General features: G+C 69.1%; 14 protein-coding genes. 5 read left to right on the top strand and 9 right to left on the bottom strand.

Features of this window, described 5'->3' with window-relative positions; genetic code table 11:
- Nucleotides 1-47: 47 nt before the first annotated feature.
- Nucleotides 48-1,751, top strand: coding sequence for an alkaline phosphatase D family protein (locus ACYVLV_RS14375; protein WP_460810944.1), 1,704 nt, complete (start codon nucleotides 48-50; stop codon nucleotides 1,749-1,751).
- Complete coding sequence (locus ACYVLV_RS14370) at nucleotides 1,751-3,061, top strand: alkaline phosphatase family protein (protein WP_460810943.1); 1,311 nt, start codon at nucleotides 1,751-1,753, stop codon at nucleotides 3,059-3,061. The genes ACYVLV_RS14375 and ACYVLV_RS14370 overlap by 1 nt, the downstream gene beginning before the upstream one ends.
- Nucleotides 3,062-3,063: 2 nt before the next feature.
- On the opposite strand, the gene ACYVLV_RS14365 is transcribed toward ACYVLV_RS14370, so the two are convergent.
- Both ACYVLV_RS14365 and hflX read right to left on the bottom strand, forming a co-directional pair.
- Nucleotides 3,064-4,980, bottom strand: coding sequence for an ATP-dependent DNA helicase (locus ACYVLV_RS14365; RefSeq protein WP_460811017.1), 1,917 nt, complete (start codon nucleotides 4,978-4,980; stop codon nucleotides 3,064-3,066).
- 126 nt (nucleotides 4,981-5,106) lie between these two features.
- Nucleotides 5,107-6,618, bottom strand: coding sequence for a GTPase HflX (gene hflX, locus ACYVLV_RS14360; protein ID WP_460810942.1), 1,512 nt, complete (start codon nucleotides 6,616-6,618; stop codon nucleotides 5,107-5,109).
- 312 nt (nucleotides 6,619-6,930) lie between these two features.
- Here hflX and ACYVLV_RS14355 point away from each other — a divergent pair, with 312 nt between their 5' ends.
- Complete coding sequence (locus ACYVLV_RS14355; RefSeq protein ID WP_460810941.1) at nucleotides 6,931-8,085, top strand: Gfo/Idh/MocA family protein; 1,155 nt, start codon at nucleotides 6,931-6,933, stop codon at nucleotides 8,083-8,085.
- 3 nt (nucleotides 8,086-8,088) lie between these two features.
- Here the strand turns inward: ACYVLV_RS14355 and ACYVLV_RS14350 are convergent, their stop codons facing one another.
- The 4 genes from ACYVLV_RS14350 to ACYVLV_RS14335 form a co-directional block, all read right to left on the bottom strand.
- Nucleotides 8,089-9,030: an NAD(P)/FAD-dependent oxidoreductase gene (locus tag ACYVLV_RS14350; RefSeq protein WP_460810940.1), complete on the bottom strand. Its 942-nt coding sequence runs from the start codon at nucleotides 9,028-9,030 to the stop codon at nucleotides 8,089-8,091.
- A 171-nt stretch (nucleotides 9,031-9,201) separates the two neighbouring features.
- Nucleotides 9,202-9,978, bottom strand: coding sequence for an SDR family oxidoreductase (locus ACYVLV_RS14345; RefSeq protein WP_460810939.1), 777 nt, complete (start codon nucleotides 9,976-9,978; stop codon nucleotides 9,202-9,204).
- A gap of 141 nt (nucleotides 9,979-10,119) precedes the next feature.
- Entirely contained in the window at nucleotides 10,120-10,965 is an 846-nt protein-coding gene (dapF, locus tag ACYVLV_RS14340; protein ID WP_460810937.1) for a diaminopimelate epimerase, read from the bottom strand.
- Entirely contained in the window at nucleotides 10,958-11,590 is a 633-nt protein-coding gene (locus ACYVLV_RS14335; protein WP_460810935.1) for an MSMEG_1061 family FMN-dependent PPOX-type flavoprotein, read from the bottom strand. The genes dapF and ACYVLV_RS14335 overlap by 8 nt, the downstream gene beginning before the upstream one ends.
- A gap of 227 nt (nucleotides 11,591-11,817) precedes the next feature.
- Here ACYVLV_RS14335 and ACYVLV_RS14330 point away from each other — a divergent pair, with 227 nt between their 5' ends.
- Together ACYVLV_RS14330 and ACYVLV_RS14325 are read left to right on the top strand one after the other, a co-directional pair.
- Complete coding sequence (locus tag ACYVLV_RS14330) at nucleotides 11,818-12,348, top strand: hypothetical protein (RefSeq protein WP_460810933.1); 531 nt, start codon at nucleotides 11,818-11,820, stop codon at nucleotides 12,346-12,348.
- Nucleotides 12,349-12,378: 30 nt separating this feature from the next.
- Nucleotides 12,379-13,908: a flotillin family protein gene (locus tag ACYVLV_RS14325; RefSeq protein ID WP_460810931.1), complete on the top strand. Its 1,530-nt coding sequence runs from the start codon at nucleotides 12,379-12,381 to the stop codon at nucleotides 13,906-13,908.
- A gap of 26 nt (nucleotides 13,909-13,934) precedes the next feature.
- Here the strand turns inward: ACYVLV_RS14325 and ACYVLV_RS14320 are convergent, their stop codons facing one another.
- Genes ACYVLV_RS14320 through miaA form a run of 3 tightly spaced genes read right to left on the bottom strand, consistent with a single transcriptional unit; the run spans nucleotide 13,935 to nucleotide 16,276 of the window.
- Nucleotides 13,935-14,744, bottom strand: coding sequence for an SDR family NAD(P)-dependent oxidoreductase (locus ACYVLV_RS14320; protein ID WP_460810930.1), 810 nt, complete (start codon nucleotides 14,742-14,744; stop codon nucleotides 13,935-13,937).
- Between the two features lie 51 nt (nucleotides 14,745-14,795).
- Nucleotides 14,796-15,338, bottom strand: coding sequence for a dihydrofolate reductase family protein (locus ACYVLV_RS14315; RefSeq protein ID WP_460810928.1), 543 nt, complete (start codon nucleotides 15,336-15,338; stop codon nucleotides 14,796-14,798).
- Complete coding sequence (gene miaA / locus ACYVLV_RS14310; RefSeq protein WP_460810927.1) at nucleotides 15,335-16,276, bottom strand: tRNA (adenosine(37)-N6)-dimethylallyltransferase MiaA; 942 nt, start codon at nucleotides 16,274-16,276, stop codon at nucleotides 15,335-15,337. The genes ACYVLV_RS14315 and miaA overlap by 4 nt, the downstream gene beginning before the upstream one ends.
- Nucleotides 16,277-16,284 lie beyond the last annotated feature (8 nt).

Below are 16,284 nucleotides of genomic sequence, written 5' to 3'. Positions count from 1 at the left end.
CCGGCGTGACCCCGTCACTCCACCCTGATCTCATCGTTCTATAGAGCGTGACCACTCCATCTCCCGCCCCTTCCGAGCCCCGGCCTTCGGACGCTGTCCACCGGGGCGTCGACCGTCGTACTGTTCTGGCCACCGGCGCCACTGCTGTCGGCGTCGCCGCCGCCACGTCCGGCGAACGGGCCGATGCCGCGACGGGGCGACGCTTCTTCAAGCACGGCGTCGCCTCCGGGGACCCCCTCCCCAAGAGCGTCATCATCTGGACGCGGGTGACCCCGAACCGGTTCGCCCAGCCGGGCTCTGGCAAGGGACCTGAGGCGACCGTGGCTTGGCAAGTCTCCCCGGATCGTCGGTTCCGCTCTGTGGTTCGTTCAGGATCCTTCACGACGCGCGCGAGTCGCGATCACACGGTCAAGGTGGACGTGCGTCGCCTTCGGCCCGACACCGAATACTTCTACCGGTTCCGCTACCGCGGGGTGTTCTCGCGCACCGGGCGTCTGCAGACCGCCCCCTCCCGGCAGTCGCTTCCGTCCAACCTGCGTCTGGGCATCGTGTCGTGCGCCAACCTTCAAGCCGGTCACTTCAGCGCCTACCGTCACCTTGCGGCCCGCGATGACCTGCAAGCCATCGTGCACCTCGGCGACTACCTCTACGAGTACGCCCCGGGCGAGTACGGCTACGGCCAGGGCGACATCGACATCCGGCGGCACCGGCCACCGCGCGAGATGGTCGCCCTGTCCGACTATCGGCAGCGTCATGCGCAGTACAAACAGGACCCGGACCTCCAGCGACTGCACGCCCGCTATGCCTTCATCGTCACCTGGGACGACCACGAGATCACCAACGACGCCCACGCCACCGGTGCTGAGAACCATCAGCCCGACGAGGGCGACTACGCGGCGCGCAGGGCTCGCTCCCACAGGGCGTACGACGAATGGATGCCGGTGCGGATGAACGCCACCGCCAGGCTCGGCGACGGCGCCCGCCTCTACCGACGTCTGAGGTTCGGGCGGCTGGCCGAACTCAGCATGCTGGACCTACGCACCAATCGCAGCGAACAGGCCTCACTCGGCTCTCCCGCGGTCAGCGATCCGGAACGCACCATCACCGGACGGGCCCAGATGAATTGGCTGAAGACGTCGATCAACCGCAAACGGGTGCAGTGGAAGATCATCGGCAATCCGGTGATGATCTCGCCGGTCACCTTCGGGGCGCTTCCCAAGGACCTCATCGGCCCGGTCAACGACGTGGTCGGCCTGTTGCCCGATGACGGTCAGCCCTACAACGTGGACCAGTGGGACGGCTACACCGATGACCGACGCGAGGTGTTCGACTACATCCGCGACCATCAGGTGAAGGACGTCGTCTTCGTCACCGGCGACATCCACTCCGGCTGGGCCTGTGACCTGCCCTACGACAACGCGACGTATCCGGCCCAGGGTGAGACCGCGGGCGTGGAGTTCGTCTGCTCATCGGTCACCTCGAACAACCTCAAGGACATCCTGGGCGTCCCCCGGCGTACCGGCAGTGTGGCCGTGGAGAACGCGGTCAAGGCCAACAACCGGCACGTGAAGTACCTCAACTTCGACGACCACGGTTTCTCGATCCTCGATGTCACCCCCAAACGGGCCCAGATGGACTGGTTCATCATCGGCGATCGTGCCGACCGACGGTCCTCCCTGACCCACGAAACCTCCTACGCGACCGCCAGCGGGACCTCCCGGGTCGTCCGACAGAACGGACCGGTGCGCTGATGTGCGACCACCTCCCCTCGGATGCCTTCGAGCGCTCCGAGATCGACCTCGGCACCGGGCGCCGCACGCTTCTGAAGAGCGCCGGCGCGGGCTTGGTCTTCTCCACCGCGGTGGCCAGCCGGGCCACGCCCGCGGCCGCCGCCAGGAGCAGGCTGCGTGGCGCCCGGAAGCGGGCCTACGTCCTGGTCGTGGACGGCTGCCTGCCCGGGGAGATCGACAGTGGCCTGATGCCGAACCTGCGCGCTCTGCGCGAGGGCGGACTGCACCACCCGAAGGCGTCCTCCATGCCCATCATGGAGACCATCCCGAACCACGTGATGATGATGACCGGCAAGCGACCGGACAAGACCGGCGTGCCGGCGAACTCGATCTACGACCGAGCCCTCGGCGACATCCGCACCATGGATCGACCCAGCGACATCAAGGTCGACACGATCCTCGAGCGACTCAACCGCAAGGGCTACCGGACCGGGACGGTGCTCAGCAAGGAGTACCTCTACGGAGTCTTCGGGGAACGGGCCACCCACCGGTGGGAACCGTTCCCGATCATCCCCGTCTCGGGGCATGCTCCGGACGAGGCGACCATGTCGGCGGTGTTCGACATGATGGACGAGTTCGACCCCCATCTGATGTTCATCAACCTCGGAGACGTCGACCGAGTCGGCCACAGCGACTTCACCGGACCCAGTCTGCGGTTGGCCCGCCAGGCCGCACTGCGTAACACCGACCGTCTCGTCGGAGACTTCGTCGCAAAACTGAAGTCGTCGGGTCGCTGGCGAAAGTCGATGGTCCTCGTCCTGGCCGACCACTCCATGGACTGGTCCCAGCCTCACAAGGTGGTGTCGCTCGCGGCGATGCTCGAGGCCGATCCCGTCCTGGCCGGGAAGGTCCAGATCGCCGACAACGGGGGCGCAGACCTCCTCTACTGGACCGGCCCCACCGCGCAGAAGGCCGCCGCGATCACCAGGATGCGAGCCATCGCCAAGACCCACCCCGGAGTCCTACGCGCAGAGCCGCGCACCAACCGGTGGCTCAAACTCGGCCCCGAGGCGGGGGACGTCATCGTCTTCTGCAGGGCCGGCTGGCGCTTCAGCGACCCGGACCCGGTCACCAGCAACCCGATCCCCGGCAATCACGGCCACCCAGCCACTCGTTCCATCCCGTTCTTCGTCGGCGGCGGCCACCGACGCGTGCCTAAGGGCCGCTCGAGCAGCGCCCACGCCCGCACCATCGACGTTGCCCCCACCGTGGCGTCGTTCTTCGGGGTCAAGGGGCCGAAGCGGAAATTCGACGGCGTCGCGCGTCTATGACCTCAGCTTGAGGCGAGTCGCGCCAGCGCCTTGCGGACCACCGCGGGATCCGTGGTGCTCCACATCGGCGGCAGGCTGGCCTTGAGGAAGCTGCCGTAGCGGGCCGTCGCCAAGCGTGGGTCGAGGATCGCCACAACCCCACGGTCCGAGGTCGTGCGGATCAGGCGCCCGGCGCCCTGGGCGAGCAGCAGGGCGGCGTGGGTGGCGGCCACCTGCATGAAGCCGTTGCCGCCCGCCTGGTCGGCGGCCTTCTGGCGGGCACTCATCAACGGGTCATCGGGGCGCGGGAACGGGATCCGGTCGATCAGCACCAGCTGACACGTCTCCCCGGGGACGTCGAGGCCCTGCCACAACGACAGCGTTCCGAACAGGCACGTGTGGGGGTCCCCCACGAACTGTTTGGCCAGCTCAGGCAACTGAGCGTCACCCTGCGCGAGGGTGGTCAGGTGCGGCAGCCGCTCGCGCACCACCTCGGCGGCCGCTTCCGCTGCCCGGCGGCTGGAGAACAGCCCCAGGGTGCGCCCCTCGGCCGCGTCGATGAGCTCCACGATCTCGTCCAGCTGGGCCTTGACCAGGCCGTCACGCCCCGGCGGTGGCAGGTGACGGGCGATGTAGAGGATCCCCTGTTGGCCGTAGTCGAAAGGCGAACCGACGTCCAGACCCACCCACGGCAGGGTCTCCTCGGTCTTGGCCACCACGGGACTGCCGTCGACCAGCCGCTCGGCCGGCTTGAGCCCGACGGTCGAAGCGACGGCCGAGAAATCGCCACCCAGCATCAGGGTGGCCGACGTCATCACCACGGTCTTGTCGCTCAACAACTTGTCGCGCATCTGGCCCCACACCTGGAGCGGCGCCACACACAACCGCGGCGGCATCCGCTCGCTGCCCTCGGTCAGCCACAGGACGTCAGAGTTCAGGTCGGCCGCCATCCGGTCGGTGGTCGCGAAGACCTCCTGCACCGAACCCTTGGCCTGTGCCCGACCCGCGTCGCCGTCGGCCTCGCTGCCCGCCCCACCGGACTCCGCCTTCGGGTACGCCGACACACACGCCCTGGCGGCGTCGCGGACCAGCACCAGCGCGTCGGAGAGCTGCTCGGGGATCGACTCGAACCGGCCCGGCCGTGCGTCGGCCATCGCATCGCGTAGGGCCCCGGCCGCGTCGGTGAGTTCGTCGGCCTGATCACCCTCGACGTGGCGTTGGGAGCGACGGGCGGCCCGCTCGACCTCCGCCACCCACAACTCGTCGGTGGCGGCCTGGGTGACCCGCGCGGTCAGCTCGTGGGCCTCGTCGATGACCACCGCGTCGTACTCCGGGATCATCGGCACACCCTCGATGGCGTCGATCGCCAGCAGCGAGTGGTTGGTGATGATCAGGTGCGACTTCTGCGCCTTCTCCTTGGCCAGCTCGGCGAAACACTCCTGCCCGAAGGGACACTTGGTCGCCCCCAGACAGTCGCGGTGGTTGACGCTGACCTGGCGCCATTCCTTGTCGGTATGCCGCGGGGCGCTGTCGCGCTCCCCGGTGCCGGAGCGTTTGGCCTCGTCCTCGGCCCAGGAGCGCAGCTCCAAGACCTTCTTGGCCATCGACCCCTGGGGAGCTTCGACCAGGACGCCTTGTTCGTCGGGGACGCCCTCCCGGATCCGGTGCAGACACGCGTAGTTCGAGCGGCCCTTCAGCACGGCGTACGACGTGTCCACACCGTCGGGGCGATCAGGGTCGTTCTTCACGGCCTCCACCAACCGGGGGACGTCGCGCTCGACGAGTTGGTTCTGCAACGCCAGCGTCGCGGTCGCGATCACGACCCGCTTCTTGTGCAGCAAACTCGGGACGAGATACGCCAGCGACTTCCCGGTGCCGGTGCCGGCCTGGACCAGCAGATGCTGGTCGTCACGGAACGCGGTCGCGACGGCCTCGGCCATCTCCACCTGCCCGGATCGCTCGCTCCCGCCGAGCGCAGCGACGGCACGCGCCAGGACAGCAGACTCGGGAGAGGACCGGACGGTTTCAGACACCCGAGCACCCTAGAGGAGGGTTCGGACAGTCCGTCAGTCGCGCGCCACCGTCACGGCGTACGGCGCCAGCTCGGCCGCCAGGTCCTCGTTCGCGCGGCCGAGGATGACCGTGCCTTCGCCGGTGTGATCCATCGAGTCGATCTCGCCGTGCTGGTGAAGGCGGTTGACCAGATCGCCGCGCTCGTAGGGCACCAGGGCATGGAAGTCGACGTCCGGGCGAGGCAGCTCGCCCTCGACCTGCGCGAGGGCGTCCTCGATGCCGGCGCCGGTCCTGGCGCTGACCACCACCGAGTGGGGTTCGCGCTGCTTGAGGCGGGCGAGCACCATCGGGTCGGCCGCGTCGGCCTTGTTGATCACGATCAACTCCGGCACCGTGTCGGCGCCGATCTCGGCGAAGACCTCGCGCACCGCCGCGATCTGACCTTCGGGGTCGGGGTGGGACCCGTCGACCACGTGGAGGATCAGGTCGGAGTCCCCGACCTCCTCCAGCGAGGAGCGAAACGCCTCGATCAAGCCGTGGGGCAGGTGCCGGACGAACCCGACGGTGTCGCTCATCGTGTAGACGCGCCCGTCGGCCGTGGTCGTACGCCGCGTGGTCGGGTCGAGCGTGGCGAACAGGGAGTCGTCGACCAACACCCCGGCGTCGGTGAGCCGGTTGAGCAGGGAGGACTTGCCGGCGTTGGTGTAGCCGGCGATGACCACCGAGGGGATCTGGTGCCGCTTGCGGGAGCCGCGCTTGACCTCACGGGTGCCCACCATGTGCTTCAACTCGCGACGAAGCTTGGCGATCTTGTCGTTGATCCGGCGACGGTCGGTCTCGATCTTCGTCTCACCGGGCCCACGACCACCGATACCGGCGCCATCGGCGCCGACGCGTCCACCGGCCTGGCGGGACAGCTGTCCACCCCAACCACGCAGACGCTGCTTCATGTAGTTCAGTTGGGCCAACTCGACCTGAGCCTGGCCCTCCTTGGACTTGGCGTGCTGGGCGAAGATGTCCAGGATCAGCGCCGTGCGGTCCACGACCTTCACCTTGAGTCGGTCCTCGAGGTTACGCAGCTGGCTGGGGGCCAACTCGCCGTCGCAGATGACCGTGTCGGCCCCGGTAGCGGCGACGATCTCGGCCATCCCCTCGACCTTGCCCCGCCCGATGTAGGTCGCCGGGTCGGGCTTCTGACGGCGCTGGTAGATCGCCTCGAGCACCTCAGAGCCGGCGGTCTCGGCGAGCAGGGCCAGCTCGGCCATGGAGTTCTCGGCGTCCTCGGTCGTGCCCTCGGTCCACACCCCGACCAGCACCACGCGCTCGAGGCGCAGCTGGCGGTACTCGACCTCGGTGATGTCCTCGAGCTCGGTGCGCAGGTTCGCGACCCGGCGGAGTTGGTGCCGCTCGGCGAGTTGCATCGCCCCCTGGGTGGGGTCCTTGGTGTTGTCCTCGGGGTCGGGCTCGTCGGCGTACCCGGACTCGAAGCCGTCCTCGGCGTTCTCGTCCCAGTCGTCGGTCTGGGCCAACTCGGATTCCAGGGTGAACTCGTCAGCGTTGCTCATATGCCTCCAGGGTAGGTCTGATTCAACGCTGGGACGAACGACTTTCATCCTGGCCTTGCGGGTGGAGCTCACGAGCGCTGCCTCGGATGAGTGACGAGGTGCTCCACGGCGCCGCCTCGACCGCTCGGCAGCGCACTCTGATCAGTTGGGTTCTCGAGCACCACAGAACCCTATCCGCGACCTGCGAAGCGCCTTGCCGGGCAGCGCTTCGGCCAAGGGCCGGCGACCCCCCATGCCACAGTGTCAACGTGACACCCGTCGATGCCGTCCCCTTCTCCCTCACCGCCGCACCCGATGATGGTGAGGCGACCCATGCCTGAGCCGAGGATCACCCGACCACTCGGGGTCGCCGTCATCGGCTACTCCTTCATGGGTCGGGCCCACTCCAACGCCTGGCGCAACGTCGGCGCGTTCTATCCCGCAGGCCCTGCCGTGTCCCAGCAGGTGCTCGTCGGTCGCGACCCCGTCGCGGTGAAGGAGGCAGCCGGACAGCTCGGCTGGGCCGATTGGGCCATCGACTGGACCCAGGTGATCGGACGTGACGACATCGACATCGTCGATATCTGCACGCCCGGCCATCTCCACGCCGACATCGCCCTCGCCGCCCTTTCCGCCGGCAAGCACGTGCTGGTCGAGAAGCCCCTCGCCAACACGGTGAAGGAGTCGGAGGCGATGGCCGCTGCCGCCGTGGAAGCCGCGGGCCGCGGCATACGCTCGATGATCGGCTTCAACTACCGCCGGGTTCCAGCTCTTGCTCTGGCCCGCGAGTTGGTCGCTGCCAACCGGATCGGGGCCGTGCGCCAGGTGCGGGTGGCCTACCTGCAGGACTGGCTGGCCGACGAGTCGACCCCGATGACCTGGCGGTTACGCCGCGAGACCGCCGGGTCGGGTGCGCTGGGCGATCTCGGCTCCCACCTCGTCGATCAGGTGCAGCACCTCCTCGGCGACACCGTGACCACGGCCCGAGGGCACCTGCACACGTTCGTCACCGAGCGCGGCAGCGGCACGGTCACACAGCCCTCGCTGGAGCAGGTCACCGTCGACGACGCGGCCTGGGCAACGCTCGAGACCACGTCCGGAGCGGTGGTCAGCCTCGAGGTGAGCCGGATGGCCACCGGTCGCAAGAACGGCCTGACCATCGAGCTGTACGGCACCCGCGGGTCGATCAGCTTCGACCTCGAACGGCTCAACGAGCTGCAGCTCGACGACGGACCCCGCGGCCGCACCAGCGGGTCGCGGCGGATTCTCGTCACCGAGGAGGACCACCCCTATCTCGAGGCGTGGTGGCCGCCGGGGCACGTCCTGGGCTGGGACCACACGTTCACCTCGCAGGCGGCCGACCTGCTGGCGGCGATCGAGAATCGCCACGATCCCTCGCCATCGTTCGCCGACGGGTTGCGCGTCCAGCGGGTGCTCGCGGCGATCCAAACCAGCTCGGATCGCGGTGGCGTGCGCACCGACGTCTGACGATCAGAGCCGAGCGACGAGGGCCTCTCCGAGCGCCAGCCCCGAGAGGTAGGCACCTTCCACCTTCGACTGCGGTCCCCATCCGTCACCGCAGACGCCCAGGTCGTCCTCGGTCAACAGGTACCTCGCATCCCGCTCCCCCGTCGGTCGGGCCATCGACCACCGCTTGACCTGGCTGGACACGGGGTCCGCCTCGATTCCGAGCCGACGTAGTGCGCTCAACAGATGGGGTTCGGCCCCGTCGGGGTCGTCGAGGTGCCGGGCCGCGAGCTCGGGGGTGCTGTGGGCCACCAGCACAAGCGCGGCATCCCCTCGTCGGGAGCCGTCGTCGGCGATCCACGCCAGGTCCGGGTCCCCGTTGACGAACGCCCCGTCGAAGTCCCAGGCGCGTTCGGCGTACGTCGCCACCAGGGCCAGGACCGGCTCCGATCCCCGATCCAGATCACCTGCGGTCGACTCCAGGCCGGCACCCAGCAGTCGGGCCGCCTGCCCGTCCGGCATGGCCAGGACCACCGCAGCGGCCGGCATCGCGTCCACTCGGAGCCCGGAGGTGCGGGTCACTTCGGCGACCTCATGACGGCGTACGTCGAGCCCCTCCGCGAGGTCCTCGACCAACGTGCGCAGGCCTCCCGGCGTACCCCACCGCATCGGTCCGGGTTTCTGCTGCGGTTCCTCGTCGGGGGCGAGGACGGCGATCGTGTCGGTCCAGGGGTGCGCCAACCCCGCGCGCTGCCACCGCTCGATCTGGTCACCGAAGCGGGAGTCGGAGACCGTGAAGTAGGACGCCCCCAGATCGACGGTCCGACCGTCGATGCGCTTGGTGGCCATCCGGCCGCCAATCCGGTAGCCGCGGTCGAGCAGCACCACCGGGACGCCGTGGTCATGCAGGGTGCGGGCACAACGGACGCCGGAGATGCCGGCTCCGACGACGATGACGGGGTCCATGTCGGCCATTCTCCCCGCGTCGACCAAGGTCGTGTGCCGCAGGCCCACCCGGAGGTCGGGCACAGGCACACGACCCGCGGTCAGCGCGGGCGGTGGCGGGCGGCGACGCCCGGACGACAGACCGGCCCGCCGTACGTCGTACGGCGGGCCGGTCCGGGTGGTGCGTGGTGACTACTTGGGGGGCATCCGGATGCCGCCGTCGACGCGGATGACCTCGCCGTTCATGTAGGTGTTGGTCAGACACTCCATGACCATGCTGGCCAGTTCCTCAGGGGTGCCGAGGCGCTTGGGGAACAGCACGTTCTGACCGAGGTTGGCCTTGAACGCCTCCGAGTCGGGGCCCTCGCCGTAGATCGGGGTGTCGATGAGGCCGGGGGCGACGGTGTTGAGTCGGATCCCGGAGGCCGCCAGGTCGCGGGCGACCGGGAGGGTCATCCCGACGACGCCGCCCTTGGACGCGGAGTACGACGCCTGGCCGATCTGTCCGTCGAACGCGGCGACGCTGGCCATGTTCACGATCGAGCCGCGGCCGCCGTCGGCGTCGGGCTCGTTCTGGCTCATCACGGTGGCGGCCTGGCGGACCATGTCGAAGGTGCCGATCAGGTTGATGGCCACGACCTTGGTGAAGGCCTCCAGCGAGTGCGCGGACTCGACGTTGCCGTCGCGACCGATGGTGCGCTGGGCCCAGCCGATCCCGGCGGAGTTCACGACCGAGCGCAGTGGGGCGATGTCGGAGGCCGCCTTGACGGCCGCGGCGATCTGCTCGGTGTTGGTGACGTCGACCTGGGCGAAGACACCCTTGATCTCGGCGGCGAGGGCCTCGCCCTTGTCGGCCTGGAGGTCGGCGACCACAACGGTCGCGCCGAGGGCAGCGAGGGCGCGGGCAGCGGCGGCACCGATGCCGGACGCGCCGCCGGTGACGATGGCGGAGGTTCCTGTGAGAGTCATGCGGGCGAGGTTAGCGGGTCCGCGCAGGGGTCGGCGCCGTGGTTCAGGGTTCGCTCTGATTCAGAGTTCGCCGCGGTTCAGAGCTGGCCCGGTTCAGAGCTGGCCCGGTTCAGAGCTGGCCCGGTTCAGAGCTGGCCCGGTTCAGAGCTGACTGGTCCCGCGGGCCACGATGACGCCCGGGCCGGTCATCAGGAGCCGACCCTCGCTCGTCTGCCGGATCGTGAGGGTCCCCCCGGGCAGGTCGACCCGGTAGTCCACGTCCCGCTCGGCCCCGTCCGCGGCCGCCGTCGCCACCATGACGGCGCACGCACCGGTGCCGCAGGACATCGTTTCCCCCGAGCCGCGCTCGTGGACACGCATCGCGACGTGCTGTGGCCCGCGTCGTACGACGAACTCGACGTTTGCGCCGTGTGGATAGACCCCCGCGTCGTACGCCGGCGCCTCGAGCAGTGCTCCGGCGTCGGCGAGGTCGTCCACGAACGCCACCGCGTGCGGGTTGCCGACGTCGATGTGTCGGGCCGGCCAGTGCCGGTCGCCGACGGAGACGTCGCTGTCCCCGAGGATGGTTGGTGTCCCCATGTCGGCGGTGATCTGGTCGCCGTGGACGGTCAGCACCTTGACCCCGTCCCGGGTACCGATCGGGATCGGCTGGCCCGCGTCGGCGAGCCCCTCCTCCACGAGGTGTCGGGCGAAGACGCGGATCCCGTTGCCGCACATCTCGGAGAACGAACCGTCGGCGTTGCGGTAGTCCATGAACCACTCGGCGTCCCCGGTGCCCGGGTCGATCCCCGGCTCGAAGCCGAGGGCCGCGGTCCGGATCACCCGCAGCACCCCGTCCCCGCCGATGCCGGCGCGGCGGTCGCACAGGGCCCGGACCCGGTCGGCGGAGAGCTCGCCGTGGATGGTGCCGTCGTGGTCGGGCAGCAGGACGAAGTCGTTGCGGGTGCCGTGTCCCTTGAGGAAGGGATAGGCGGTGTGCTCAGCCATAGAGTTCACGCCCGTTGTCTCCCGACAGGTAGTAGTCATCGAGTTGGCCCACCATCATCCCCGCAGGCTCGACCTCTGCGGCGAGCACCGCGCGCCGGGGCACCGAGCCCTCGGGATCCCAGGTCTCGGGCTTCCACAACCCGGCGCGCAGGAACGCCTTCGCGCAATGGAAGAAGACCTCGTCGGTCTGGACGACCAGGGCCAGGATCGGCCGATGACCCTTCACCACCAGGTCGTCGAAGAAGTCGGCGTCGCTGACCAACCGGGCGGGGCCGTTGATCCGCAGGGTGTCCCCGCGGCCGGGGATGAAGAAGTTCAGACCGACCTGCGGGTTCTCCAGGACGTTGCGGTAGCCGTCGACGCGTCGGTTGCCCGGTCGCTCGGCCAACGCGATGGTCCGGTCGTCGATCACGTGGACCAACGATCCGGCCGGATCACCCTTGGGCGAGGCGTCGCACTGACCGGCGGCGTTGGCCGACGCGACGATGCAGAAGGGACTCGCGCTCAACCAGTCGCGGTCGATGTCGAACAGAACCGATCGCACCTTGTCGCGCACCCGATCCGAGGGCTCGCCGACGAGTGCGGTCAGTTGCTCCGGATCGGAGATGTCGACGTACCTGGTCATCCTCGGAGACTACTGCCGTACCGGTTCGAGCCGGTCCGATCCCTCCCGAGACCCGCAGATCCCCGACCTTGGACGAGAAAACTCCTGCTTGGACGAGAAAGTTTCCTCGTCCAAGGTCCAGTTTCACCGGCCGGCCGGTGAAACTCCCGCGCCCGGCATTCCGACGTAGGGTCGAGATACCCTCCACGCCCCACCCGCCAGCAGCACCCCGAAGACAAGGAGCACGCATGACCACCTTCCTGATCCTGGGGATCGTCGGCCTCCTCCTGCTCACCGCCTCGCTTCTGCTCGGCGATCTCTTCGACGGCGTACTCGACGGTCTCTTCGACGCACTGGCCGGCGACATCTTCTCGACCGCAGTGATCGGCGCCTTCGTCTCCGCCTTCGGTTTCGGCGGCGCCATCGCCGTCGGTAGCGGGCTCCCCGGGCTGGTCGCCATCCCGATCGGGATCGCTTCCGGTGTCGGCTTCGGTTGGTTCGCGGTGTGGCTGACCCGGCTGATCCGCGACGGCGGGAGCGACGGTACGCCGCACACGTCCGATGTCCTGGGCCGTGACGGGACGGTCATCTCACCGATTCCCGCCGATGGCTACGGAACGGTCCGGGTGCTCCTCGGCGGACATGTGCTGCGCCTCAACGCCCGCGCGGATCGACCCCTCGACACCGGGGTCGAGATCCACGTGACCAACATCCTGTCCCCCACCGCGGTCGACGTCGCACCGCTGTGGGACCAGATCGAACTCCCCAGCTCGCCCTAGTAGTTCCCTCAGGCCCCGAAAGGTCATCTCGTGAACCCTGTCCTGATCCCCGTCGTCGGCTTCATCGCCCTGGTCGTTCTCCTGCTGTTGTTGGTCACCAGCCGCTACAAGGTGGCCGGACCCAACCAGGCCTACATCGTGACCGGCCGCAAGGGGAAGGCGGTGCTGAACCCGGAGACCGGCGCGCTGACCACCGACCTGTCCGGGCAGAAGGTCATTCTCGGCGGGGGCACCTTCGTCATCCCGTTCGTCCAGAAGCTCGCGACCATGGACCTCTCCTCGCGCCGCATCTCGGTCCAGATCCGCGGCGCCGTCTCGGGACAGGGCATCAAGCTGAACGTCGAGGGCGTCGCGATCGTGAAGGTCGGCGGCAACGCCGACCAGATCCGGCTCGCCGCCCAGCGCTTCCAGAGTCAGCAGGCCGATGTCGAGCCCTTCACCCAGGAGGTCCTCGCCGGGGCCCTGCGCTCGATCGTCGGTGGACTGACCGTCGAGCAGATCATCCGCGACCGCGCCGCGTTCGCTCAACGGGTCGCCGACGAGTCAGAGAACTCCCTGACCGGTCAGGGACTCATTCTCGACACCTTCCAGATCCAGGACGTCACCGACGACGGTAGCTACCTCGCCGACCTGGGACGCCCCGAGGCCGCCCGGGTCAGCCAGACCGCTCGGATCGCCGAGGCGAACGCCCGACAGGCGGCCGAACAGGCCACGATCGCCGCGCAACAGGAGATCGCGATCTCCCAACGCACGCTGGCGCTGAAAGAGTCGGAGATCAAGGCCGAGACGGACGCCGCCAGCGCCCAGGCGGCCGCAGCCGGTCCGCTGGCCCAGGCCGATCGCGACCAGGCGATCCTCACCGAGCAGGAGAAGGTCGCCGTACGCCAGGCGTCCCTGACCGAGCGCAAGCTGGAGACCGAAGTCCGCAAACCCGCCGACGCCGCGCGTTACAAGATCGAGCAGGAGGCGGAGGCGCAGCGCAACGCCGACATCGCCGCCGCCGATGCCCGCAAGGCCGCCACGATCGCTGCCGCCCAGGCCAAGGCCGAAGAGACGAAGCTCAGCGGTGAGTCGGAGAAGGCCCGCCGGTCTGCCCTCGCACAGGCCGAGGCGATCGAGGGTGAACGTCGCGGTGCGGCCGAACGAGACCGTCGCGTGGCCGAGGCCGACGCCACCCGCGCCGAGGGTGAGGCCACCGCAGCGGCCACCCTCGCGGTGGGCCATGCCGAGGCCGAGGCGATGGACAAGCGCGCCGAGGCGTTCTCGCACTACAACGACGCCGCCGTCCTCCAGATGCTCATCGAGATGCTGCCGCAGCTGGCCCGCGAGGTGGCCGCCCCGATCGCCGCCATCGATCAGCTCACGATCGTGTCGACGCAGGGCGCTGGCGCGATCCCCGCTCAGGTCACCGACAACATGGTGCAGTCGCTGGCGATGCTGAAGACCGCCACCGGGCTGGACCTCGAGGGCCTGATCAAGAGCGCGGTCGACGGCGCCATCAAGGGCGACGGTTCGACCAGTCGCGGCTCGACCGACGTCGTGAAGGGCTCCGCCAGCTAGCCCCCGCTGGTGCGGCCCGGGATCGACTACTTCAGACTCGGGTGACTCTTCGCGAGGAACGGCACGAGCAGCGAGCGGGGCGCGAACCTGGTGGCCAGCACGCTGATCTGGTTGGCCGCACCGGGTACGACGACCATCTTGCCCTTGGCCAGGCCCGCCACCGCGGCCTTCGCCACGTCCTCGGGGGTGACCCACATCGCGGCCGGGAGCGAGTCCTTGGCGTCGTCCATCGAGAACCCGGCCGCCTCACCGAAGCCGGTCATGACCGGTCCCGGACACAGCACCGTGGAGGTGACCCCGGTGCCCTTCAGCTCCCCGGCCAGGCTCTGGCCGTAGGACAGGACGAAGGCCTTGCACGCGCCGTACCCCGCCTGTCCCGGCAGCGGTTGGAAACCGCCCACCGAGGCCACGTTGAGGATGCCCCCACGTCGCCGCGCCACCATGCCGGGTAGGAACCGCGCGCACAGGTCGACCACGGCAGTGACGTCGAGTTCGATCATGGCCATCTCGGCAACGGGATCGGCCTTGCTGACGGGCCCCATCGTGGTCAAGCCGGCATTGTTGACCAGGATGTCGACCGTCGCGCCGAGGGCCTCGACCCGACCCAGCAAACCCGCCCGAGTCTCGCGATCGGTGAGGTCCGCGGGGACGACGTCGGCCATGCCTCCACGGCTGCGGAGCTCGTGGGCGAGGCTCTCCAACTTGTCGGCCGACCGGGCCACCAGACTCACCCGGTGGCCGCGCCGCGACAGGTCGCGGGCGATCTCGACCCCGATCCCCGAGGAGGCGCCGGTGACGACGGCGGTGCGATCAGGGGCGGGGGCAGGCAGGCTCATGAGGGGACGATAGGGCTGCGCCGGGCGGACGGAGGGGCTTTCCTCTGTGGTCTAGACGTGTGGCCCCACCACGGCGTACCTCGCACACACGAAGGCCCGGTTCTGCGCCACCTCGATCAGTCGCAGGTCGAAGGGCCGCGGGAACAGTGGCCGGCCCGCCCCCAGGGTGACCGGGGCAATGCTCACCAGCACCTCGTCGAGCATCCCGGCCGCCGCGAACTGAGCCGCCAGGTCGCCTCCACCGACCACCCAGACACCGCGCTCGCCGGCCGCCTCCTCCAGTCGCGCGCGATGCTCCCCCGGCTCGCCCTGGACGATGTGCACGGTCTCGACCGCCGGGCTCAGCTCCCGGTGGGTGAACACGAAGCAGGGTTGGTCGTAGGGCCACGGGTTCCCCTGGGCCACCTCGTGCTCGAGAACCCATTCGTAGGTCGTCGCGCCCATCACCACAGCCCCGACCTCTGAGATGAAGTCGGCGTAGTTCATCGCGCCCGCCGCATCGATGTCCTGGGTGAACAACCAGTCGAGCGAGTCGTTCTCGTCGGCCAGGTAGCCGTCCAGGGTCGTTGCGGTGTAGTAGCGGTACGTGGTCATGAGGTCCCCTCAGTGGTCAGGCTCTCGATGATGGAGGTGGCCGCCGACAACAGGTCACCCGAGTCGTAGGGCACCCACTCGATGCGGTGATCCCGCTTGAACCAGGCGTCCTGCCGCCGCGCGAACTGCCGGGTCCGGATCACGGTCCGCTCCTGTGCGTGCGCCAGGCTCATCTCCCCCGCGAGGTACGCCGCCACCTCCCGATAGCCGATCGCCCGCGACGCCGTCCGGCCCTGCGCGAGCCCCATCGCGAGGAGCGCTTCCACCTCGGCGACGAATCCGGCGTCGAACATCTGCTGCACCCGCTGCTCGATGCGCGCATCCAGCGTGGGCCGGTCGATGGCCAGACCGATCTGGACGGTGAGCGGATCGGCGTACGCCAACTCCGGCATGCTGGCGGCGTACGGCTGGCCGGTCAGTTCGATCACCTCGAGTGCGCGAACGACTCGGCGCCCGTTCTCCGCGGGGATCGTCGCCGCGGCCGTCGGGTCCACCGTGGTCAGATGCCGGTGCAGGGCCTGCTCCCCCACCCGCGCCAGTTCGGCCTCCCAGCGGGCGCGCACCTCCGGGTCGGTTTCTTGAAAGGCCAACCCATCGGTGATCGCGCGGGTGTAGAGCGCCGATCCCCCCACGAGCACCGGGGTGCTCCCCGCCTGCCGCAGAGCGCTCACCGACTCCGTGGCCCAGCCCTGGAACTCGGCCACGGTCAGCGGCTCGGTGACGTCCAACAGGTCGAGGAGGTGATGGGGGACACCCCGGCGCTCGGAGGCGGGGAGTTTGGCGGTGCCGATGTCCATCCCCCGATAGACCTGCATCGAGTCGGTGTTGATGACCTCTCCACCCAAGGCCTGCGCGAGATCGAGAGAGAGCCCCGTCTTCCCGGAGGCGGTGAACCCGACGATCGCGATGATCGGGGGTTTGTCCGGGGTGCGAGGCATGTGGGTAG

Source organism: Nocardioides salsibiostraticola (assembly GCF_054783655.1).
The sequence above is the reverse complement of the archived record's forward strand: the minus strand, read 5'-3'. Positions and strand labels throughout refer to the sequence as shown.